Source organism: Streptomyces sp. V3I7, assembly GCF_030817495.1.
Taxonomy (GTDB): Bacteria; Actinomycetota; Actinomycetes; order Streptomycetales; family Streptomycetaceae; genus Streptomyces.
Window position 1 is genome coordinate 4,739,408 of the sequence record NZ_JAUSZK010000001.1, and the last position, 22,143, is coordinate 4,761,550.

The window sequence follows — 22,143 nt, forward strand, 5'->3', positions numbered from 1 at the left end:
CACCATGGCATACCTCGACCACGCCGCGACCACTCCGATGCTCCCGGAGGCGGCAGCGGCGCTGACCGCCCAGTTGAGCATCACCGGCAACGCGTCCTCGCTGCACGCCTCCGGCCGGCGGGCCCGCCGCATGGTCGAGGAGTCCCGTGAGACCCTCGCGGAAGCGCTGGGCGCCCGCCCCAGCGAGGTCGTCTTCACCTCCGGCGGAACCGAGGCCGACAACCTCGCGGTCAAGGGCCTGTACTGGTCCCGGCGCGCCGCCGACCCGGCCCGCACCCGCATCCTCGCCAGCCCCGTCGAGCACCACGCCGTCCTGGACGCCGTCCACTGGCTCGGCGAGCACGAGGGCGCCACCGTCGAGTACCTCCCCGTCGACCGGTACGGACGCGTCCACGCCGAGGCGCTGCGCGAGGCCATCGTCCGCAACCCGGACGACGTCGCCCTGGCCACGGTCATGTGGGCCAACAACGAGATCGGCACACTCATGCCGGTCCGTGAACTGGCCGACGTCGCCGCCGAGTTCGGCGTGCCGCTGCACGCCGACGCGGTCCAGGCCTTCGGCCAGGTGCCCGTCGACTTCGCCGCGTCCGGCCTCGCCGCGATGACCGTCTCCGGCCACAAGATCGGTGGGCCGTACGGCATCGGCGCCCTGCTCCTCGGCCGCGACCAGACCCCCGTGCCCGTACTGCACGGCGGCGGGCAGGAGCGCCACGTCCGCTCCGGCACGCTCGACGTCCCGGCCGTCGCCTCCTTCGCGGTGGCCGCCCGGCTGGCCGCCGAGCAGCGCGAGTGGTTCGCCCGTGAGATCGGCGCCCTGCGCGACACCCTGATCGACGCGGTCCGCACGGCCGTTCCGGACGCGATCCTCGGCGGCGACCCCGTGGACCGCCTCCCCGCCAACGCCCACTTCACCTTCCCCGGCTGCGAGGGGGACTCCCTGCTCCTCCTCCTCGACGCCCAGGGCATCGAGTGCTCCACCGGCTCCGCCTGCACCGCGGGCGTCGCCCAGCCGAGCCACGTCCTCCTCGCCACCGGCACCGACCCGGACCTGGCCCGCGGCACCCTGCGCTTCTCCCTCGGACACACCTCCACGAAGGCCGACGTCGACGCGGTGGCGCAGGCCATCGGCCCCGCGGTCGAGCGGGCGCGCGCGGCCGGGCTGACGTAACGGCGGCGGGCCGAGCGACAGGCGCCGGACCGGCCGGCGCGTCAGGCCCGCGGGGCCCGCGCGACCAGCCGCATGTACCGGTCCCAGTCCCAGTGCGGCCCCGGGTCCGTGTGATCGGTCCCCGGCACCTCCACGTGCCCGACGACGTGCTCCCGGTCGGCGGATATGCCGTACCGCCCGCATATCGCCGCCGTCAGCCGCGCGGACGCGGCGTACATCGCGTCCGTGAAGGACGACGCGTCCTCCACGAAACCCTCGTGCTCGATGCCGACGCTGCGCTCGTTGTACTCCCGGTTGCCCGCGTGGAACGCCACGTCCAGCTCGCGGATCAGCTGGGTGACCCGGCCGTCCTTGCGGACGATGTAGTGCGCGGCCGCCGCGTGCGCCGGGTCCTGGAACACCTTGACCGCGCTGTCGTAGCCGCCCTGGGTGACATGGATGACGACCCGGTCGATCGGATAGTCGTCGGGCCGGTCCGCCCGCCGGTAGTTCCCCGGGGACGCCGCCACCCAGCGCGCACCCCGGAAGTCGACCGCGCCCGCCACCCGCGGCTTCTCCACCCCCGGCAGCCGCCACCACAGATGGGACAGCTCGTCCCGGGCCAGCACCGCCGTCCCCACCGCGGCCGCCGCGCCGCCGATGATCAGCGCCCGGCGCCCGATCCGCCGGTCCGAGTCACTCATCGCATCCCCCCGTGTGTTCCGCCCCGCCTGCTGCGCCCCGTGTGATCGTCAACGGACGGGCGCGGCTCCCGGTTCCCGCGCCCCGTACCCTGAAAGGGTTATGACTGACACCCCGCAGCGCACTCGCCCCCTCCGCGTTCTCGCCGCCATGTCGGGCGGCGTGGACTCCGCCGTCGCCGCGGCCCGCGCGGCCGAGGCGGGCCACGACGTGACCGGCGTCCACCTAGCGCTCTCCGCGAACCCGCAGTCGTTCCGCACCGGCGCGCGGGGCTGCTGCACCATCGAGGACTCGCGCGACGCCCGCCGCGCCGCGGACGTCATCGGCATCCCGTTCTACGTCTGGGACCTCGCCGACCGCTTCCGCGAGGACGTCGTCGAGGACTTCATCGCCGAGTACGAGGCGGGCCGCACCCCCAACCCGTGCCTGCGCTGCAACGAGAAGATCAAGTTCGCCGCGCTCCTGGACAAGGCCCTCGCCCTCGGCTTCGACGCCGTCTGCACCGGCCACTACGCCCAGGTGATCGTGAACGAGGACGGCAGCCGCGAGCTGCACCGCGCCTCCGACATGGCGAAGGACCAGTCGTACGTCCTCGGCGTCCTGGACGAGAAGCAGCTCGCCCACGCGCTCTTCCCGCTCGGTGACACCGTCACCACCAAGGAGGAGATCCGGGCCGAGGCCGAGCGGCGCGGCCTCGCCGTGGCCAAGAAGCCCGACTCGCACGACATCTGCTTCATCGCCGACGGCGACACCCAGGGCTTCCTCGCCAACCGCCTCGGCAAGGCGGAGGGCGACATCGTCGACGAGTCCGGCGCCAAGATCGGCACCCACGAGGGCGCGTACGGATTCACCATCGGCCAGCGCAAGGGCCTGCGCATCGGCACCCCGGCCCCCGACGGCAAGCCGCGCTACGTCCTCGACATCTCCCCGGTGAACAACACGGTGACGGTCGGCCCGGCCGCCGCCCTCGACGTCACGGCCCTGACCGCGATCAAGCCCCGCTGGTGCGGCACCGCCCCCTCGGGCCCCGGCACGTACACGGCCCAGCTGCGCGCCCACGGCGGCGAGACCGAGGTGACCGCGGAACTCGTGGACGGCGAGCTGCGCGTCGCCTTCACCGAGCCGGTCCGCGGCGTCGCCCCCGGCCAGGCCATCGTCCTGTACGACGGCACGCGCGTGGTGGGCTCGGCGACGATCGCGACGACCACGCGCGCGGAAGCCGCGGCGGTCTGACGCGCGGACGCGCCAAAGCCTGTCCGGCTCTAGTCCGCGAAGAACTCCGTCAGCACCGGCGTGAGCACATCCGGGTCGACCATGCGGGTCTGGCCCTCCAGGAGGCGGTACGTCCCCTGGGGGGCCAGGTTCGCGACGTCGCGGGCGGCCGCGTGCAGCCACGGGGAGCTGGCGCCGCCCGCCATGGCCAGCACCGGCACCGCGATCACCACGACCCGTTCCCGGGGCAGCAGCCCGTCGCGCATCACGCCGGCGTCGTACGACAGGGTCGGCGCGAGCGACTCCATGTCGGCCCACAGGGGCGAGGAACGGGCGCGCTGAATCATTTCCTCGGCCATGCCGGTGAGCCGGAGGTATAGCTCCACCGCGTCCCCGCGCCGGTCCTCTCCGAGGGCCTCGGCCAGCCGCCGGACGTACTCGGCGCGCTCCCTGCCGCCGTCCTTGTGGTCGGAGAACGGTGCCTCGTACACCGCGACCTGACGGACGGGCAGCCCGCTCGCCGCCGCCTCCAGCGCCAGCGCTCCGCCCGCTCCGACGCCGTAGAGCGCCGCCTCACCGCCCGCCGCCTCGATCAGCACCGCCAGGTCCTCGACCTCGCGGTCCACGGCGTACGGCGCCGTGTCGCCGCTCTCGCCGCGGCCCCGGCGGTCGTAGGCGATGACCGTGAAGCGGTCCGCGAGCCGCGCGGCGAGCGGGGCCATCGTGGCCCCCGTCGCCATCGCGCCGCTCACCAGGATGACCGCCGGGCCCTCACCGGTGAGGTCGTGCACGATGAGGGTGCCGTCGCGGGAAATGATCTGCTTGTCCATGCCTGTGGAGACTGCCACCCGGTACGGACATATCGGGTTACGACACCTCCGCTTCGTAGAAGCACAGGTGGTCCTTGATCGGGGCGACGCCGTCCTTCGGGGCCGGGTAGGCCCAGGCGAGGTCCGGGGTGTCCGGCAGGGACCAGTAGGACGCCGTGCCCTTGAAGGGGCAGACGGTGTGGGTCCCGGACGGGGTCAGGAGGTCGAGGCGCACGTCCTCGGCCGGGATGTAGTACCGCACGGGAGCGCCGGTCTCGTGCAGCAGCAGGGGGCGGTGGGTGTCGGCGAGCACCTGGTCCCCGTGCTTCACACGCACGTGCTGCTCGCCCTGTTCGATCGTGATCGTGTGTCCTTGGGTCATATCGGAAAAGCGCCCGCGGGCCCCGGCTTCTTCCCGCGTACGGTGTCGCTCATGGATATCTGTGTCTTCCTCTCCGCCGCCGACCTCGACGACCGCTACACGCGCCCCGCGCGCGAGTTCGCGAAACTGATCGGAAAGGGCGGCCACACCCTGGTCTGGGGTGGCTCCGACGTCGGTCTGATGAAGGTCGTCGCCGACGGCATGCAGGAGGCGGGCGGCCGGCTGGTCGGCGTCTCGGTCAGCTTCCTGGCGGAAAAGTCGCGGCCCGGCGCCGACGAGATGGTCATCGCCGCCGACCTCGCCGAGCGCAAGCGGCTGCTGCTGGAGAAGGCCGACGCGGTGGTGGTCATGGTGGGCGGCACCGGCACGCTCGACGAGGCCACCGAGATCCTGGAGCTGAAGAAGCACGGCCACACCGACAAGCCCGTGGTGGTGCTCAACACGGCCGGCTTCTACGACGGCCTCAAGGAGCAGTTCCGCCGCATGGAGGACGAGGGCTTCCTGCCCCGTGCGCTCACTGACCTGGTGTTCTTCGCCGAGGAGCCGGTGGGCGCGCTGGCCTACCTGGAGGAGAGCCTGGGCACCGTGTGAGGATCCGCTGATGCGACCATGAGGCGCATGGCTACTCATGTGATCACCGGGGCGGGTTCCGGCATCGGCGCGGCCGTGGCCCGCCGCCTCCACGCGCGCGGGGACGACCTCGTCCTCCTCGCGCGCGACGCCGGCCGCGCGAAGGAACTGGCGGAGCAGTTCCCCGGCGCCCGTACCCTGGTCGGTGACCTCTCCGACCCGGACAAGCTCTCCTGGGCCTTCTCCCACCAGACGCTGCCCGACCAGGTGGACTCGCTGCTGCACTTCGCCGGGGTTGTCGAACTCGGCGAAGTGGGCGAGACGACCCCCAAGTCCTGGCGCAACCAGCTCAACGTCAACCTGATCGCCCCCGCCGAGCTGACCCGGCACTTCCTGCCCCAGCTCCGCGCCGCCCGCGGCCACGTGGTCTTCGCGAACTCCGGCGCCGGCCTGAACGCCCACGCCGGCTGGGGGGCGTACGCCGCCTCCAAGCACGGCCTCAAGGCCCTCGCCGACTCCCTGCGCCAGGAGGAGCATCCCAACGGGGTCCGCGTCACCTCGGTGTACCCCGGCCGCACCGCGAGCCCCATGCAGGCCAAGGTCCACCAGCAGGAGGGCAAGGACTACGACGCCTCCCAGTGGATCGACCCCGAGTCGGTCGCGACCACCGTCCTCACCGCCCTGGACCTGCCCCGGGACGCGGAGATCAACGACCTGACGGTGCGCCCGGGACGCTGACACCGCCCGCTCCCGAACCGGGCCGCGCGGACCGCTGTTGAGTCGACCCCCGCAGGGTTACGTAATCTTTGCGGGTGAGCGAAAACAGGCAGTTCAGGTTCGGTGCCGCCACCGGCGTCGGCTCCATGCCAGGTGACGACACCCGGGAGGCGGCCAAGACCGTCACCGGGACCTTCGAGGACTTCCCGTACCTGCCCGAACTCCCGGCCCGCGGGCCCGGCGCCGACATGATCGGGCGCACCGCCGGGATGCTCGTCGAGCTGTACGCGCGCGTGGAGCCGAGCGGATGGCGGATCGGCGACCGGCCGGGCCGCGACACCAAGCGGGCGCGGTCCTGGCTGGGGGAGGACCTCGACGCCCTGGAGGAGTACACCCAGGGCTACGAGGGCCCGCTGAAGGTGCAGGCCGTCGGTCCCTGGACGCTGGCGGCGAGCCTGGAGCTGAAGAACGGCCAGGCCGTCCTCTCCGATCCCGGCGCCTGCCGCGACCTGGCCGCCTCGCTCGGGGAGGGCCTGCGCCTGCACCTCGACGAGGTTCAGCGCCGCGTGCCCGGCGCCGAGCTCGCCCTCCAGCTCGACGAGCCCTCGCTCACCGCCGTGCTCCGCGGCCAGGTGCCGACCGCCAGCGGCTACCGCACCCACCGGGCCGTCGACCGCCAGGTCGTCGAGGCCACCCTCCGGGACACCCTCGGCGTGCACACGAGCGGCCCCCGCGTCGTCCACTCCTGCGCGCCGGACGTCCCGTTCGCCCTGCTCCGTCGGGCCGGCGCCGACGGCGTCTCCTTCGACTTCTCGCTCCTCACCGAACGTGACGACGACGCGCTCGGCGAGGCGGTGGAGGGCGGTACGCGGCTGTTCGCCGGTGTCGTGCCCGCCACGGACGGCCCATTGTCAGACCCTGCCGGTAGCGTCATGGGTGTCAGGACGCTGTGGCGCAGGCTGGGACTGCATCCGGGGCTTCTCGCGGACGCGGTCACCATCACGCCGTCGTGCGGACTCGCGGGCGCTTCCCCCGCGTACGCCCGCAAGGCCCAGGCCCAGTGCGTCCGGGCGGCGAGATCCCTCGCGGACAACCCTGAGTAACGGGAGGACGACACGGTGGCCGGCGACAAGCAAGCGGAGACGACGGTGCCCGCCGAGGCACGGGAGCAGCACGCGCAGCTCGCTGAGCAGATCGAGGAGCACCGCTTCCGGTACTACGTCAAGGACGCCCCCGTCATCAGCGACGCGGCGTTCGACAAGCTCCTGCGCGACCTGGAGGCGCTGGAGGAGGAACACCCCGAACTGCGTACGCCCGACTCGCCGACCCAGAAGGTCGCGGGGGCGTACGAGACGGAGTTCACGGCGGTCGAGCACCGCCAGCGCATGATGTCCCTCGACAACGCCTTCGACGACGAGGAACTCGCCGCCTGGGCCGACCGCGTCGCGCGTGAACTCGGTGACCAGGACTACCACTTCCTGTGCGAGCTCAAGGTCGACGGCCTCGCCGTCAACCTCACCTACGAGCACGGCCGCCTCACGCGCGCGGCCACCCGCGGCGACGGCCGCACCGGCGAGGACATCACGCCCAACGTCCGTACGATCGCCGACATCCCCGACCGGCTGCACGGCGACCGCGTGCCCGACCTCGTGGAGATCCGCGGCGAGGTCTACTTCCCGATGGAGAAGTTCCTCGAACTCAACGAGCGGCTGGTCGCGGCCGGCGACAAGCCCTTCGCCAACCCGCGCAACGCCGCGGCCGGTTCGCTGCGCCAGAAGGACCCGCGCGTCACCGCCACCCGCCCGCTGCACATGGTCGTCCACGGCATCGGCGCCCTGGAGGGCTTCGACGGACTCACCCGGCTCTCCGAGGCGTACGACCTGCTGAAGACCTGGGGCCTGCCCACCTCCACGCACAACCGCGTCGTCGACGGCCTCGACGGCGTACGGGAGTTCATCGCGTACTACGGCGAGAACCGCCACTCCGTGGAGCACGAGATCGACGGCGTGGTCGTCAAGCTCGACGAGATCCGGCTCCAGGGCCGCCTCGGCTCCACCGCCCGCGCCCCGCGCTGGGCCATCGCGTACAAGTACGCGCCGGAGGAGGTCAACACCAAGCTCATCGACATCAAGGTGGGCGTCGGTCGCACCGGGCGCGTCACGCCGTACGCCCAGGTCGAGCCGGTCACGGTCGCGGGCTCCGAGGTCGAGTTCGCCACGCTGCACAACCAGGACGTCGTCAAGGCCAAGGGCGTGCTCATCGGCGACACGGTGGTGCTGCGCAAGGCCGGTGACGTCATCCCGGAGATCCTCGGACCGGTGGTCGACCTGCGCGACGGCACCGAGCGGGAGTTCGTGATGCCGGCCGAGTGCCCCGAGTGCGGGACGCCGCTGCGGGCCATGAAGGAGGGCGACATCGACCTCCGCTGCCCCAACGCGCGTACCTGCCCGGCCCAGTTGAGGGAGCGCGTCTCCTACCTCGCCGGCCGCGAGTGCCTGGACATCGAGCACTTCGGCGACGTGGCCGCGGCCGCGCTCACCCGCCCCCTGGAGCCGGCCGACCCGCCGCTGGTCGACGAGGGCGACCTGTTCGACCTCACCGTGGAGAAGCTGCTCCCCATCAAGGCGTACGTCCTCGACCAGGACAGCGGGCTGCCCAAGCGCGACCCCAAGACCGGTGAGGAGAAGGTCGTCACGGTCTTCGCCAACCAGAAGGGCGAGCCGAAGAAGAACACCCTCGCGCTGCTGAAGAACATCGAGGCCGCCAAGGAGCGCCCTCTCGCCCGCTTCCTCAACGGCCTGTCCATCCGGCACGTCGGACCGGTCGCCGCCCAGGCGCTCGCCCGCGAGTTCCGCTCCATCGACCGCATCGAGCAGGCCACCGAGGAGGAGTTGGCGGCCACCGACGGCGTCGGCCCGATCATCGCCGCCGCCCTCAAGGAGTGGTTCGCCGAGGACTGGCACCGCGAGATCGTCCGCAAGTGGAAGGCCGCCGGAGTCCCGCTGGAGGACGAGGCCAGCGGCGAGGACGAAGGCCCGCGCCCCCTGGAGGGGTTGACCGTCGTCGTCACCGGAACCCTGGAGAAGTTCACCCGGGACGGCGCCAAGGACGCGCTGCAGAGCCGCGGTGCGAAGGTGACCGGATCCGTCTCCAAGAAGACGTCCTTCGTCGTCGTCGGTGACAACCCGGGGTCGAAGTACGACAAGGCCATGCAGCTGAAGGTGCCCGTCCTGAACGAGGACGGCTTCGCCGTCCTGCTGGAGCAGGGGCCCGAGGCGGCGGCCGAAGTCGCCCTGCCGACCGGGGAGTAGCGGTTGAAGGCCACCCGTTCGGTGCATATCAGATGCATACGGGTGGCCGGGGTGTATTCGGGCGACCGTCGGCGACCGCTGCCCGTGGAAGCCGTCCGCGGCCTACTGTTGAGAGGTGCGCCCGCCGTGCCCGGCCGCGGTCGGGGCATCCCCCTGTTCACTCAGGGCCGTTGAGGAACAGGGGGAAGGATTTTCCCGCGAGGCCGCTGATGGCCGCCGGGCATCGGGCCGCATGGCGTGGGCACCGCCTGCTGTGAGAGGGACGGGAATGGAACCGACGGAGAGCGCCGCCCCGGGCTCACGGCTGCGCCTGTGCCGCAGAGCGGCGGCATGGCGGGGGAGCCGTTGGACAGCGCGGGCGACGGCCCGCGCGCGCCGCGCACCGGGCGGCGTACGAGGGCGAACGGCCGTGCCGCGCGCCGCGATCGCCGCGCACGGCCCCGCACCGACGGCCCGTCAGGGCGCCCCCGCGCTGCCGGACTCCGGACTCGAACGCCGACTGGCCTGGCCCGCCCTGCCCGCGGGCGTCATCGCCGTCGCCGGATTCGCGCTGGGCGCCGGCTTCGTCAGCGCCCTCGGCGGGAACCGCGCCCTGTTCCCCTCCGGCGCCGTCGGCTGGGCCCTGGCCGTGCTCACCGGCATCATCGTCGGCCACCTCGTCATGCTCGGTCACGCCCGCTGGTGGGGCGGCACCGGCTCCGGCGCCGCCCTCACCCTCGCCGTCCTCCTGCTGTACGGCTGGGTGCCCGCCGGCATGGTCAGCCTCACCGTCGTCGTCCTGGTCGGCGTAGCCCGCCGCCACCGCTGGCGGCAGGGCATCCTGCACGGCGCGGTGGACATCCTCGGCACCGGCGCCGGAGCCCTGCTGCTCGGCGCCTTCGGCAACGTCCCCACCGTCGAGGCCCCCTGGCACCCGGACTTCTGGACGGCCGCCGCCATCCCCCAGGTCGTCCTGGTCGCGGCCGCCTACCTCGCGGTCACCCGCACCCTGCTGTGGTACCTGCACACCCCGCGCGGCGGCGGACTGCCCACCATCGCCCGCACCGCCCTGGTCAGACAGGGCCTCGTCGCCGTCGCGCTGCTCGGCATCGCCCCGCTGGTCTGCGTGGTCGCCGTCGCCCAGCCCGTGCTGCTCCCGCTGTTCTCCATCCCGCTGATGGCCCTCGACTCCACCCTGTGGATCGCCCGCGCCCGCGCCGAGGAGCAACTGCGCGACCCGCTCACCGGGCTGCCCAACCGGCAGTGGCTCCTGGAGCGCATCTGGACCGCCCTCGACGAGGCCGAACGCGTCGACGCCCGCGCCGCCCTCATGCTGATCGACCTCGACCGCTTCCGCTCGGTCAACGACACCCTCGGCCATCTCGCCGGCGACCGGCTGCTCCTCCAGATCGCCGACCGGCTGCGCCTCGCCCTGCCGCGCGGCGCGGAGGCGGCCCGGCTCGGCGGCGACGAGTTCGCCGTACTGCTGCCCATCGCCGACTCCACGACCTCCGCGATCCGCATCGCCCGCGGGCTCGTCACCGCGCTCAGCTCGCCGCTCGACCTCGACGGACTCACCCTCGTACTGGAGGCCAGCGCCGGTGTCGCCGTCTTCCCGGACCACGCGCTGGACGCCGAGGGCATGCTGCGCCGCGCGGACGTGGCGATGTACCAGGCGAAGCGGGACCGTACGGGCGTCGAGGTGTACGAGTCCAAGCGGGACTCCAACACCCCTGACCGGCTCGGCCTGCTGGGCGACCTGCGGCGCGCGCTCGACGCGCACGAGGTGCAGCTGCACTACCAGCCCAAGGTCCGCTTCGACGGACAGGTCGCGGGCCTGGAGGCGCTGGTCCGCTGGGTGCACCCCGAGCGTGGGAGGGTTCCGCCCGACGAGTTCATAGCGATAGCCGAGTCGTCGGGACTGATGCCTCATCTGACCGAGTACGTGCTGGAGACCGCGCTCGGCCAGGTCGCCGCGTGGCGCGCGCAGGGGCTGCGGGTGCCGGTCGCGGTCAACGTCTCCCCGCGCGACGTCCACACCCCGGGCTTCGCGGGCTCGGTGGCCGCGCGGCTGGCCCGGCACGGCGTCCCGGCCGGGGCCCTCCAGCTGGAGATCACCGAACACGTCCTCCTGGAGGACCCGACCCGCGCCGCCGACACCCTCGCCGCCCTGTCCGGGCACGGCGTGAAGATGTCCCTGGACGACTTCGGCACCGGCTACTCCTCCCTCGTCCACCTGCGCCGGCTGCCGGTCAGCGAGCTGAAGATCGACCGCTCGTTCGTGGCCCGGCTGGCCGTGGACACGGAGGACGCGGAGATCGTGCGCTGCACCGTCGACCTCGCGCACTCGCTCGGCCTGCTCGTCGTCGCCGAGGGCGTCGAGGACGACGAGACCTGGGAACGCCTGCGGGACCTGGGCTGCGACGCCGTACAGGGCTGGCTGGTCGCCGCGGCGATGCCCCCCGAGGAAACGACGGCATGGCTACGGGCCCGTGGCTCACGCGGCTGGCAACGCCCCCACGCGGCACTCCCGGCCGCGGCGTCCGACGACTGACCTGTGCCCGGCGCTGGGGGAGCTGTGCCCGGCGGCTGACGGGCCTGTGTCTGACGACCGGCGGCCCCGCGTCCGAGGCTGAGGGGGCCGTCTCCGGCGATCGATGGACACGCGTCCGAGGCTGGCGGACCGGCGTCCGGCGAACCGACGGCCTGTGTCCGAGGCTGCGGGCCATGTCCGACACCGAGGGACCGTGTCCGACGGGCTGACGGACCCCCTTCCCAGGAGGGACGGGCCCGGTCGCCGGGTCCGATTCGCGCCGCTTCGTCGGCCGCTGCTCGGCAAACCGTTGCACGGGCACCGGGCCCGGCCCCATAGGATTGGCCCAAACCGCACACACTCACCCCTGAGGATCGCTGCATGCCTGGCATCACGCGCGAGGAGGTCGCCCACCTCGCCCGGCTGGCGCGTCTGGAGCTGAAGCCCGAAGAACTCGACCACTTCGCCGGCCAGCTGGACGACATCATTGGCGCGGTCGCCCGCGTCAGCGAGGTCGCCGACCAAGACGTACCGCCGACCTCGCACCCCCTCCCGCTGACGAACGTCATGCGGGCCGACGAGGTCCGTCCGTCGCTCACCCCCGAGCAGGCGCTCTCCGGCGCCCCGGCCCAGGAGCAGCAGCGTTTCAAGGTGCCGCAGATCCTGGGGGAGGACTAAGAAGTCATGACGGACATCATCAAGCTCACCGCGGCCGAGACCGCCGAGAAGATCGCCTCCGGCGAGCTCACGGCCGTCGAGGTCACCGAGGCCCACCTGGCCCGGATCGACGCCGTCGACGAGAAGGTGCACGCCTTCCTGCACGTCGACCGCGAGGGCGCGCTCGCGCAGGCCCGCGCCGTCGACGCCAAGCGCGCCCGCGGCGAGAAGCTCGGCCCGCTGGCCGGCGTCCCGCTCGCGCTCAAGGACATCTTCACCACCGAGGGCATCCCGACGACCGTCGGCTCGAAGATGCTCGAGGGCTGGATCCCGCCGTACGACGCGACGCTCACCAAGCGCCTCAAGGACGCCGACGTCGTCATCCTCGGCAAGACCAACATGGACGAGTTCGCCATGGGGTCCTCCACCGAGAACAGCGCCTACGGGCCGACCGGCAACCCGTGGGATCTGACCAAGATCCCCGGTGGCTCCGGCGGTGGGTCGAGCGCCGCGCTCGCCTCCTTCCAGGCTCCCCTCGCCATCGGCACCGACACCGGCGGCTCCATCCGCCAGCCCGCCGCCGTCACCGGCACGGTCGGCGTCAAGCCGACGTACGGCGCGGTCTCCCGCTACGGCATGGTCGCGTTCTCGTCCTCCCTGGACCAGGGCGGCCCCTGCGCCCGTACGGTCCTGGACGCGGCGCTGCTGCACGAGGTCATCGCCGGCCACGACCCGATGGACTCCACCTCCATCGACGCCCCGGTCCCGCCGGTCGTCGAGGCCGCCCGCAACGGCAGCGTCGCGGGCATGCGGGTCGGCGTCGTCAAGCAGTTCCGCGGCGAGGGCTACCAGGCCGGCGTCATCCAGCGCTTCGACGAGTCCGTCGAGATGCTGAAGGAGCTGGGCGCCGAGATCGTCGAGCTGGACTGCCCGTCCTTCGACCTCGCCCTTTCGGCGTACTACCTGATCGCGCCGTCCGAGTGTTCCTCCAACCTCGCCCGCTTCGACGGCCTGCGCTACGGCATGCGGACCGGCGACGACGGCACGCACTCCGCCGAGGAGGTCACCTCCCTCACCCGTGAGGCCGGCTTCGGCGACGAGGTCAAGCGGCGCATCATGCTCGGCACGTACGCCCTGTCCAGCGGCTACTACGACGCCTACTACGGCTCGGCCCAGAAGGTGCGCACGCTCATCACGCGCGACTTCCAGAAGGCCTTCGAGCAGGTCGACGTCATCGTCTCGCCGACCACGCCGACCACCGCCTTCGCGATCGGCGAGCGCGCCGACGACCCGATGGCGATGTACCTGGCCGACCTGTGCACCATCCCGACCAACCTGGCGGGCAACGCGGCCATGTCCCTGCCCTGCGGTCTCGCCCCGGAGGACAACCTCCCGGTCGGTCTGCAGATCATCGCCCCGGCGATGCAGGACGACCGTCTGTACAAGGTCGGTGCCGCTGTCGAGGCCGCCTTCGTGGAACAGTGGGGTCACCCGCTGCTTGAGGAGGCTCCGTCGCTATGAGCAACGCACTGTCGAAGGCCAAGGGCTTCAAGAAGTCGAAGTCCGGGATGTACGTGTCCATGGCCACCACCGCGTTCGGCGCGGTCAACGTGGCCAAGCAGATCAAGAAGGCCCGTGCCGAGAAGGACACGCTCCGTCTGATCGACGCCACCGCGACCGCCGTCGCCATCGCCACCGGCCTCGCGATCCTCTACCGCGAGCTGAAGCGGCTCGGCGACGACGACGTCCTGCTGGGCTGAGAGGGAAGTTTCACCGTGACCATCACGACCGACCTGGTGTCGTACGAGGACGCGCTGTCCTCGTACGACCCCGTCATGGGCCTCGAGGTCCATGTCGAACTCGGCACCAAGACCAAGATGTTCTGCGGCTGCTCGACCGCCCTCGGCGCCGACGCCAACACGCAGACCTGCCCCACCTGCCTCGGCATGCCCGGCGCGCTCCCGGTCGTCAACGCGATCGGCGTCGAGTCGGCGATCAAGATCGGTCTCGCGCTGAACTGCGAGATCGCCGAGTGGTGCCGCTTCGCCCGGAAGAACTACTTCTATCCGGACATGCCGAAGAACTTCCAGACCTCCCAGTACGACGAGCCGATCGCCTTCAACGGCTACCTCGACGTACAGCTGGAGGACGGCGAGACCTTCCGCGTGGAGATCGAGCGCGCCCACATGGAGGAGGACACGGGCAAGTCGACGCACGTCGGCGGCGCCACGGGCCGCATCCACGGCGCGACCCACTCCCTGTTGGACTACAACCGCGCGGGCATCCCGCTCATCGAGATCGTCACCAAGCCGATCACCGGTGCCGGCGAGCGTGCCCCCGAGGTCGCGAAGGCGTACGTCCGTGAGCTGCGCGAACTCATCCGGGCGCTCGGCGTGTCCGAGGCCCGCATGGAGATGGGCCAGATGCGCTGCGACGTCAACCTGTCGCTGATGCCCAAGGGCGCCGAGAAGTTCGGCACCCGCAGCGAGACCAAGAACGTGAACTCGTTGCGGTCCGTCGAGCGCGCGACCCGCTTCGAGATCATGCGGCACGCCGCCGTACTGAACGACGGCGGCAGCATCGTCCAGGAGACCCGCCACTTCCACGAGGACACGGGTTCCACGACCTCGGGCCGCGTGAAGGAGGAGGCCGAGGACTACCGGTACTTCCCGGAGCCCGACCTGGTCCCGGTGGCCCCGCCGCGCGCGTGGGTCGAGGAGATCCGCGCCGCGCTGCCCGAGCTGCCGCTGGTCCGCCGCAACCGGCTCCGCGAGGAGTGGGGCGTCTCGGGGACCGAGATGCAGGCGATCCTCAACGCCGGTGCGCTGGACCCGATCGTCGCCACGATCGAGGCCGGCGCCGACGCCGCCTCCGCCCGCAAGTGGTGGATGGGCGAACTGGCGCGCAGCGCCAACGAGTCGGGCGTCGCGCTCGACGAGCTGGCCATCACGCCCGAGCAGGTCGCCCGGGTCACCGAGCTGGTCGTCAAGGGTGACCTGAACGACAAGCTGGCCCGTCAGGTCATCGAGGGCGTCCTCGCGGGCGAGGGCACCCCGGACGAGGTCGTCGACAAGCGCGGTCTGAAGGTCGTCTCCGACGACTCGGCGCTGGGCACGGCCGTCGACGAGGCCATCGCCGGCAACCCGGGCATCGCCGACAAGATCCGCGGTGGCAAGGTGGCCGCGGCCGGCGCCCTGGTCGGCGCGGTCATGAAGGCCACCCGCGGCCAGGCCGACGCGGCCCGCGTCAAGGAGCTGATCCTGGAGAAGCTGGGCGTCAGCGAGGGCTGAGCCAGCGGCTCCGGCTTGGAGTGGTAGCCCTGGGGGGATGCATCGTCGCCGATGCATCCCCCCAGGTGTGTGCGGAACGGCCGCCGCCCGGGATCCCCGCACCGGTGCGCCGAACCCACGTACTACGCTCGCCCGCCATGAGCATGAGAGGACGCGCTGACTCCGACGCACACCCCGGGACAGCCGAGGAGGCCGGTCCCGAGGAGGCCGAAGTGCCTGGTGCGGTCGAGGAGTTGGAGGGGTCTGAGGAGAGCGGGGCGAGCGAGGGGTCCGAGGAGTCCGAGGAACTCGTCGAGGACGCCCGGCGGGCCCGCTGGGCCGCGATCGGCACCGGAGCCCTGCTGTCCCTCGCGGGTCTCGCCGCGGCACTGCTGCGTCTCACCGGCTCGGCCCCCGCCCTGGTCCCCGCCGCCTACGCCCTCGGCGCCGCCGTCTGCGCGCTCGCCGCCGTCCTCGGCTCCCGCGGCCGGACCCGCCGGGCCCTGTGGCTGCTGATCGCGGGGGCGATGGTCATGGCCCTCGGCGACCAGTTCGACTGACGCGCCTCGCGCTCTCCGCCGTCTCCCTCCCGAGCTCCTCCGAAGGGCCCCTGACGTGCGGCTGTGCGTTTTATGAGACGCTTTATGGCGTCGTAAAGGAGTTCGATAAGGAGCACGTCATATGTACGCGAGATCCCTGGGTGTCGACGGCGCCGAACTGCGCCCCCTGGAGCCCTGGCACGCCGAGGAGTTCCTCGCGCACCTCGACCGCGGCCGGGAGTTCATCGGGCGGTTCATCGCCTTCGGGGCCCGGGAGACGGACGTACCCTCCGCACGGGCCGTGCTCACCGCGTACGCCGAGAAGCGCGCCGCCGACAGCGGCAGCATGCACGGGATCTGGCTGGACGGGAAACTCGTCGGCGGCGTGCTCTTCCGCACGTTCGACCTGGAGCGGGGCAACTGCGAGGTGGGCTGCTGGCTGGAGTCCGCCGCGACCGGACGCGGGCTCGTCACGCGCGCGGTCCGGGTGCTCATCGACTGGGCGGTGTACGAACGCGGAATCCACCGGGTGGAGTGGTACGCCGCGTCCGGCAACACGCCGAGCGTCAACGTCGCCCGCCGTCTCGGCATGCGGCGGGACGGAGTGCTCCGTGAGAGCCACGCCCACCAGGGCGTCCGGCACGACATCGAGGTGTGGTCGGTGCTCGCGCCGGACTGGCGAGCGGCACGCGCGCGTAGCGCGCGCATCGAGGGCGCGGCCGTCACCGGCGATCATTAAGAGAGCTCTCAGACAGCGTCCGTACGGTGCGGGGCATGGGTACGAAGACTGCTGACGTAACCGAGACCGGCATCGAGTCCAAGGACGCCGAGGCAACGAGCACCGAGAAGGAGACCACCCAGGCGCAGCGCGACGAGACGGTCGCGGAGACCACCCCGGCCGAGGCCGGAACCGACGAGGCGACGCGGGCCGAGGACGTCGCGGACACCGACGAGGCGCCCGAGGAGGCGGCGGTCCCGACCGGCGTCGGCCAGGGCGCCGGCGCCGTGGTCTCCGCGGGACTCGGCCTCGTCTCGCTCACCGGCGGCTGGATCGGCACCGTCGCCGCCGCGCGCCAGAACCTCATCGGCCAGCTGAAGACCGCGTCGACCGCGAACGTCGCCGCGCAGGTGAAGGCCGTGTACGGCGACGCCTGGCACGCCACCGCCCTGTGGGCCGGCGTTTTCGCCCTGGCCGCTCTGGTCACCGGCGTCGTCGTCCTGGTCCGGCCGGCGTTCGGCGCACCCGGCCGGCCGCAGGCGCCGTGGATCAAGTCGGTGGCCTGGGCGGGCGTCTCGCTCGGCGTCATCGGCCTGCTCCTGGCCGCCCTGAAGTACTCCGACGTCCTGCTCGGGCTGCCGATCCCCAGCTGACGCGATTTCCCGCAGCACCGCAGGCCATAAGGGGCCTTAGGCAACCCGTGAGCACCTTACGGGGCGCCTTGAGGCCCCTTAGGCGTGTCCGGGGCCCGCCTGACGCCCCAAGATGCGGAAGCCGCCCGATGTGGCACCCCCGCCTGGGAGACGAAGGTGAGGACGTCGCGCCAAGCGACGCTTCCACCGCTTCGCGTCTCGTGGGGGACTGTCATGACCGAGTACGAACCGCACCGCATCCAGGCCACCGAGCTGCGGCGCCGGGCCGAGGAGCACCGCCTGGCCCGTGAGGCCGTACGCCGCCGGGGCGAGGCCCGCCGCGAGGCAGCCGCGCGTGAAGCGGACGCCTCCGGGACCGCGGACGCCTCCGGGACCGCGGACGCCTCCGGGCCCGCGGCTGCCTCCGGGGCCGCGGCCGATCCCGAGCATCCGGCCGACCCGTCTCGTCCCCGTTCGCGCCGCCGGTCGCCCCGCACCGCGTGAGCGCGCGGGGCAGGGGCGGCGACGGCGACGGCGACGGCATCGGCGGCCGTGCGGCAGCGATCCGGTCCGGTAGTACGACAAGTCGACCCGGGCTGTGGAAAACGTCTGCCGCGTCTCCGGGCCCGCGTGCGATGCTCGGGCCTGTGCAGACCAGAGCCGTCAGTCCGGTGTTCGTCGGCCGTGCCCAGGAGTTGGGCACGTTGAACGACGCACTCGCCCGTGCCGCCGTGGGGGAGCCGCAGGCGCTGCTCGTCGGCGGGGAGGCGGGCGTCGGAAAGACGCGTCTGATCGAGGAGTTCGCCCTCGCGGCGAGGCGTCGGGGAGCTGTCGTCGCCCAGGGTGCGTGTGTGGAGATCGGCGCCGACGGGCTGCCGTTCGCGTCGTTCGCCAGCGCCCTGCGTGCCCTGCGCCGTGCGTTGCCCGGCGAGGTGTCCGCCGCTGCCGCCGGCCAGGAGGAGGAACTGGCCCGGCTGCTCCCCGAGTTGGGCGACGCCGTGCCCATCAGGGCGGCGGGCCGGCACGACGAGGAGGGCACGGCCCGCCTCTTCGAACTCACCGCCCGCCTGCTGGAACAGCTCGCCGCCGACCGCACGGTCGTCGTCGCCCTGGAGGACCTGCACTGGTCCGACGCCTCCACCCGCCACCTGCTGGCCTACCTGCTGCGCACCCTGCGCACCGGCCGGCTCGTCATCGTCGCCACCTACCGCTCCGACGACATCCACCGCCGCCACCCGCTGCGTCCCCTCCTCGCCGAACTCGACCGGCTGCGCACCGTCCGCCGCGTCGAACTCGCCCGCTTCGACCGCGAGGAGGTCGCCCGCCAGATGGCCGGCATCCTCGCCGCCGAACCGGACCCGGCCGAGGTCGACGAGATCTTCGAACGCTCCGACGGCAACGCCTTCTTCGTGGAGGAACTCGCCGTCGCCGCCCACGAGGGCTGCCGCACCGGCCTCAGCGACTCCCTGCGCGATCTGCTCCTCGTCCGCGTCGAGGCGCTGCCCGAGCCCGCCCAGCGGGTCGCCCGGATCGTCGCCGAGGGCGGCTCCAGTGTCGAGCACCGGCTTCTCGCCGCCGTCGCCCGGCTCCCCGAGGACGACCTCATCGAGGCGCTGCGGGCCGCCGCGAACGCCGGCATCCTCGCCGCCGCGCCCAGCGGCGACGGCTACCGCTTCCGCCACTCCCTGGTCCGCGAGGCCGTCTCCGACGACCTGCTGCCCGGCGAGCGCTCCCGCCTCAACCGCCACTACGCCGAAGCCCTGGAGGCCGAGCCGGCGCTCGTACCAGCCGACACGTACGTCATGCGCCTGGCCAGCCACTGGTACCGCGCCCACGACCCCGCCAAGGCACTGCCCGCCGTCCTGGACGCCTCCGTCGTCGCCCGCCAACGGCACGCCCACAGCGAGCAACTGCGGCTCCTGGAGCGGGCGATGGAGCTATGGGACGCCGCGCCCGAGGACGTACGGGCCGTACTGCGCCCCGCCGACTTCACCGAGGTCCACGCCCCTTGCGGTTGTGACCCCGCCACGACCCCGCTGCACTACCTCGACCTGATGGCGGAGGCCGTCCTCGCCGGAAGACTGTGTGGGGAGCGCGAACAGGCCCTGAGAATCACCAAGCGCGCGCTGCACCTGCTGGAGAGCGAGGACGACCCTCTGCGCGCCGCCTGGTTCTGGACCCAGCGCTCCACCCTGATCGAGGCGCTGGGCCGCGGCGACGGACGGCACGAACTGGCCACCGCCCGGCAACTGGTACGCGGCCTGCCCCCGTCGGAAGTGCACGCCGAGGTGCTGGGCAGCGCGGCCTGCTGGTCGATGCTGCACGAACCGGGCCCGCAGGCCCTCGCCGCCGCCGAGCGGGCCGTGGAGTACGCGCGCATGGTCGGCGCCCGCGAGATCGAGCTGAACGGGCGCATCACACTCGGCTGTCTCATGGTCGCCGCCGGCGATGTGGAGAAAGGCATCGCCGAGCTGAGCCACAGCAAGGAGCAGGCCATCCAGGAGGGCTTCACATATGTCGCGGGCCGCGCCTATGTGAACCTGCCCGCCGAGCTCGAACTGATCGGCCGCTCCCGGGAGGCCGTCCCCCTCCTGGAGGAAGGGATCCGCTTCGCGCGGAAGTTCGGCCTGGTGGGAACCGAGGCCTGGACGTGGGCCAACCTCTCCGAGTCGCTGTACTCCCTCGGGCGATGGGAAGAGGCCGCCCGGGCCGCGGAGAACGCCGGTCGACGTGGGGCGGGAAGTCGGCCCCGGGGCGTGGGCGCCATGCTTCTGGCCCATCTCGCCGTCAGGCGAGGCGAAATGGCCGAGTCGGCTCGCCAACTGGCGACCGCCCGGCACCACTTCGGCTCGCACGCGCCCCAGCCCCAGGACCGGCTGCCCGTGGCCCGTATCGCCGTCGACCTGGCCGCGGGCGAGGGCCGCATGCCGGACGCCCGCGCCGAACTCACCCGCGCCCTGGACGCCGGCCTTCCGCCGGGCACCCACCGCTTCGCCTGGCCCCTGCTCCTGGCCGCCGCGACCGCCGAGGCCGACGCCCGCGCCCTGCCCGCCGCGGCCGCGGGCCGCGCGGCCTTCCTCGACCGCCTCCTCGACACCGCCAAGAAACTCACCACCGACGCACCGGTCTGGCTCGCCCACGAGGCCTGGGTCCGCGCCGAACTCGACCGCGCCCAGGGGAAGGACACCCCGGACACCTGGTCGGAGGTGGTCACCGCCTTCGAGCGCCTGGAGCGGCCCCACGACCTCGCACGCGTCCGCCACCGCCTCGCCCAGTCCCTGGTGGCGCGGGGTGGCGACGACGCACGCGAACGGGCAAAGGAACTGCTCCGGCTCGCAGGTGCCGTCGCCGACCACCTCGGCGCCCGCCCGCTCGGCGACGCCGTCGCGCTGCTCGCCCAGCGCGCCCGGCTCACGCTGACCTCCGCCCCGGAGCCCGCCCTCGGCCCCGCCGAGGCCCTCGGCCTGACCAGCCGGGAACACGACGTGCTCCGCCTGGTCTCAGCGGGCCGCACCAACCGCCAGATAGCCGAGGAACTCTTCATCTCCCCGAAGACCGCGAGCGTCCACGTGTTGAACATCCTGGGCAAGCTCGGCGTCGCGGGGCGCGGAGAGGCGGCCGCGGTGGCGCACCGGCTGGGGCTCTTCCCACCCGCGCCGAGCACGCGCCACCCCTAGGAACGGGACCGAACGGCGTCTACTTCACCCGCAGTTCCAGAATCCGGTCGTCCCCGTCCTTCGGTGTGCCCCTGCCGTCCGTGTTGCTGGTGACCAGCCACAGCCTGTCGTCGCCCGCCGGGGCCACCGTGCGCAGGCGGCCGTACTTCCCGGTGAGGAAGGCCTGGGGATCGTCCACGGCTTCCGTGCCCGTGAGGGGGACGCGCCAGAGCCGATTGCCCTTCAGGCCCGCCATCCAGATGACGCCGTCGACATAGGCGATGCCGCTGGGGGAGGCCTCGTCCGTGTGCCACTGGGCGATCGGGCTGTGGAACTGGGGGTCGGACGAGCCGCCCTCGGCGTACGGCCAGCCATAGTTGTCGCCGGGCTTGATCGCGTTGAGCTCGTCCCAGGTGTCCTGGCCGAACTCGGAGGCGAACAGGCGCTGCTTGGTGTCCCAGGCGAGGCCCTGCACATTGCGGTGGCCGTAGGAGTACACGGGCGAGTCCGGGAACGGGTTGCCCGGGGCCGGTTCCCCCGCCGGGCTCAGGCGCAGGATCTTGCCGCCCAGCGACTTCGGATCCTGGGCGAGGCCGCCCTCGCCGCTCTCACCCGTGCCCGCGTAGAGCATCCCGTCCGGGCCGAAGGCGATGCGGCCGCCGTTGTGGATGCGGCCCTTGGGGATGCCCTTGAAGATCGTGTCGGGGGCGCCGAGCTGGTCGCCGGCGGGCTTGTCGGCGTCGTACCGCATGCGGACGATGCGGTTGTCCGAGGCGGAGGTGAAGTACGCGTAGATCATGTGGTCCGAGGCGTAGTCGGGGGAGAAGGCGATGCCCAGCAGGCCGCCCTCGCCGGCCGGGGACACCCCGGAGACCTTGCCCAGCTCGGTCTTCCCGCCCGTCCTCGCGTCGACCCGGGTGATCGTCGCGTCGTCACGCGAGGAGACCAGCAGGTTGCCGTCCGGCAGGGAGGCCAGGCCCCAGGGGCTGTTCAGGTCCTCGGTAACCGTTCGCAGCACCGTGACGGAGCCCTTGGCGGGCGCCGCCGATTCGGACGCGCTGCCGGAGGGGGAGGTGTCGGACGTCCCGCCGCCCGGCCCCTTCGTCGCCGTGTTCCCGGCCCCGGCCGGTGCTCCGTCGCCGGAGGAGCAGCCGGCCGTCAGCAGGAGGGTGGCCGCGGCCAGCACGGCCGTCACAGCTCGACGTTGCACGATCATGGTCCCTTCGACGCGGCGGTCCCCGTGGGGGGTCTCCCTCTCATACACCGCTCACGCCGCCCGGGTTCCCGATTCACCGCGCGCGAAATTCGCG

At 72.5% G+C, this 22,143-nt stretch carries 20 protein-coding genes; 16 read left to right on the top strand and 4 right to left on the bottom strand.

Annotated features, from left to right (window positions below):
• The first annotated feature begins 4 nt into the window (after positions 1 to 4).
• On the top strand, positions 5 to 1,168 hold the full coding sequence (locus QFZ74_RS22265; RefSeq protein WP_307622574.1) for a cysteine desulfurase family protein: 1,164 nt from the start codon (positions 5 to 7) through the stop codon (positions 1,166 to 1,168).
• Between the two features lie 41 nt (positions 1,169 to 1,209).
• Here QFZ74_RS22265 and QFZ74_RS22270 read toward each other — a convergent pair whose 3' ends face one another.
• On the bottom strand, positions 1,210 to 1,851 hold the full coding sequence (locus QFZ74_RS22270) for an N-acetylmuramoyl-L-alanine amidase (protein ID WP_307622575.1): 642 nt from the start codon (positions 1,849 to 1,851) through the stop codon (positions 1,210 to 1,212).
• A gap of 100 nt (positions 1,852 to 1,951) precedes the next feature.
• Between QFZ74_RS22270 and mnmA the strand changes: the two genes are divergently transcribed.
• On the top strand, positions 1,952 to 3,082 hold the full coding sequence (gene mnmA, locus QFZ74_RS22275; protein ID WP_307622576.1) for a tRNA 2-thiouridine(34) synthase MnmA: 1,131 nt from the start codon (positions 1,952 to 1,954) through the stop codon (positions 3,080 to 3,082).
• A 29-nt stretch (positions 3,083 to 3,111) separates the two neighbouring features.
• On the opposite strand, the gene QFZ74_RS22280 is transcribed toward mnmA, so the two are convergent.
• Complete coding sequence (locus QFZ74_RS22280) at positions 3,112 to 3,891, bottom strand: alpha/beta fold hydrolase (protein WP_307622577.1); 780 nt, start codon at positions 3,889 to 3,891, stop codon at positions 3,112 to 3,114.
• 37 nt (positions 3,892 to 3,928) lie between these two features.
• Positions 3,929 to 4,252 (bottom strand): DUF427 domain-containing protein, encoded by a 324-nt coding sequence (locus QFZ74_RS22285; protein WP_307622578.1) that lies wholly within the window; start codon positions 4,250 to 4,252, stop codon positions 3,929 to 3,931.
• Positions 4,253 to 4,303: 51 nt separating this feature from the next.
• Here QFZ74_RS22285 and QFZ74_RS22290 point away from each other — a divergent pair, with 51 nt between their 5' ends.
• From QFZ74_RS22290 to QFZ74_RS22355, 14 genes are all read left to right on the top strand, one after another.
• Positions 4,304 to 4,843 carry a TIGR00730 family Rossman fold protein gene (locus QFZ74_RS22290; RefSeq protein WP_307622579.1) on the top strand — a complete coding sequence of 180 codons (540 nt, stop codon included), beginning with the start codon at positions 4,304 to 4,306 and terminating at the stop codon, positions 4,841 to 4,843.
• Between the two features lie 18 nt (positions 4,844 to 4,861).
• Complete coding sequence (locus QFZ74_RS22295; protein ID WP_307622580.1) at positions 4,862 to 5,560, top strand: SDR family oxidoreductase; 699 nt, start codon at positions 4,862 to 4,864, stop codon at positions 5,558 to 5,560.
• 74 nt (positions 5,561 to 5,634) lie between these two features.
• A complete protein-coding gene (locus tag QFZ74_RS22300; RefSeq protein ID WP_307622581.1) occupies positions 5,635 to 6,642 on the top strand; it encodes a methionine synthase in 1,008 nt (335 codons plus the stop codon).
• A gap of 15 nt (positions 6,643 to 6,657) precedes the next feature.
• Positions 6,658 to 8,850: an NAD-dependent DNA ligase LigA gene (gene ligA / locus QFZ74_RS22305; RefSeq protein WP_307622582.1), complete on the top strand. Its 2,193-nt coding sequence runs from the start codon at positions 6,658 to 6,660 to the stop codon at positions 8,848 to 8,850.
• Positions 8,851 to 9,118: 268 nt separating this feature from the next.
• Positions 9,119 to 11,383 (top strand): bifunctional diguanylate cyclase/phosphodiesterase, encoded by a 2,265-nt coding sequence (locus QFZ74_RS22310; protein WP_307622583.1) that lies wholly within the window; start codon positions 9,119 to 9,121, stop codon positions 11,381 to 11,383.
• A gap of 360 nt (positions 11,384 to 11,743) precedes the next feature.
• On the top strand, positions 11,744 to 12,040 hold the full coding sequence (gene gatC / locus QFZ74_RS22315; RefSeq protein ID WP_018531282.1) for an Asp-tRNA(Asn)/Glu-tRNA(Gln) amidotransferase subunit GatC: 297 nt from the start codon (positions 11,744 to 11,746) through the stop codon (positions 12,038 to 12,040).
• Positions 12,041 to 12,046: 6 nt separating this feature from the next.
• Positions 12,047 to 13,540, top strand: coding sequence for an Asp-tRNA(Asn)/Glu-tRNA(Gln) amidotransferase subunit GatA (gene gatA / locus QFZ74_RS22320; protein ID WP_307622585.1), 1,494 nt, complete (start codon positions 12,047 to 12,049; stop codon positions 13,538 to 13,540).
• Positions 13,537 to 13,779, top strand: a complete 243-nt coding sequence (locus tag QFZ74_RS22325; protein WP_307622586.1) for a hypothetical protein — start codon at positions 13,537 to 13,539, stop codon at positions 13,777 to 13,779. Before gatA ends, QFZ74_RS22325 begins: the two co-directional genes overlap by 4 nt.
• A gap of 15 nt (positions 13,780 to 13,794) precedes the next feature.
• A complete protein-coding gene (gatB, locus tag QFZ74_RS22330; protein ID WP_307622587.1) occupies positions 13,795 to 15,309 on the top strand; it encodes an Asp-tRNA(Asn)/Glu-tRNA(Gln) amidotransferase subunit GatB in 1,515 nt (504 codons plus the stop codon).
• 143 nt (positions 15,310 to 15,452) lie between these two features.
• The gene (locus QFZ74_RS22335; RefSeq protein WP_307624244.1) at positions 15,453 to 15,848 is read left to right on the top strand and encodes a hypothetical protein; all 396 of its coding nucleotides are present in this window, start codon (positions 15,453 to 15,455) and stop codon (positions 15,846 to 15,848) included.
• 121 nt (positions 15,849 to 15,969) lie between these two features.
• Positions 15,970 to 16,566 (top strand): GNAT family N-acetyltransferase, encoded by a 597-nt coding sequence (locus QFZ74_RS22340; protein WP_307622588.1) that lies wholly within the window; start codon positions 15,970 to 15,972, stop codon positions 16,564 to 16,566.
• 35 nt (positions 16,567 to 16,601) lie between these two features.
• A complete protein-coding gene (locus tag QFZ74_RS22345; RefSeq protein ID WP_307622589.1) occupies positions 16,602 to 17,198 on the top strand; it encodes a hypothetical protein in 597 nt (198 codons plus the stop codon).
• Between the two features lie 213 nt (positions 17,199 to 17,411).
• Positions 17,412 to 17,681, top strand: coding sequence for a hypothetical protein (locus QFZ74_RS22350; RefSeq protein ID WP_307622590.1), 270 nt, complete (start codon positions 17,412 to 17,414; stop codon positions 17,679 to 17,681).
• Between the two features lie 131 nt (positions 17,682 to 17,812).
• Positions 17,813 to 20,854, top strand: a complete 3,042-nt coding sequence (locus QFZ74_RS22355) for an AAA family ATPase (RefSeq protein ID WP_307622591.1) — start codon at positions 17,813 to 17,815, stop codon at positions 20,852 to 20,854.
• Positions 20,855 to 20,873: 19 nt separating this feature from the next.
• Here QFZ74_RS22355 and QFZ74_RS22360 read toward each other — a convergent pair whose 3' ends face one another.
• Positions 20,874 to 22,049 carry a sorbosone dehydrogenase family protein gene (locus QFZ74_RS22360; protein WP_307622592.1) on the bottom strand — a complete coding sequence of 392 codons (1,176 nt, stop codon included), beginning with the start codon at positions 22,047 to 22,049 and terminating at the stop codon, positions 20,874 to 20,876.
• Between the last annotated feature and the right edge of the window lie 94 nt (positions 22,050 to 22,143).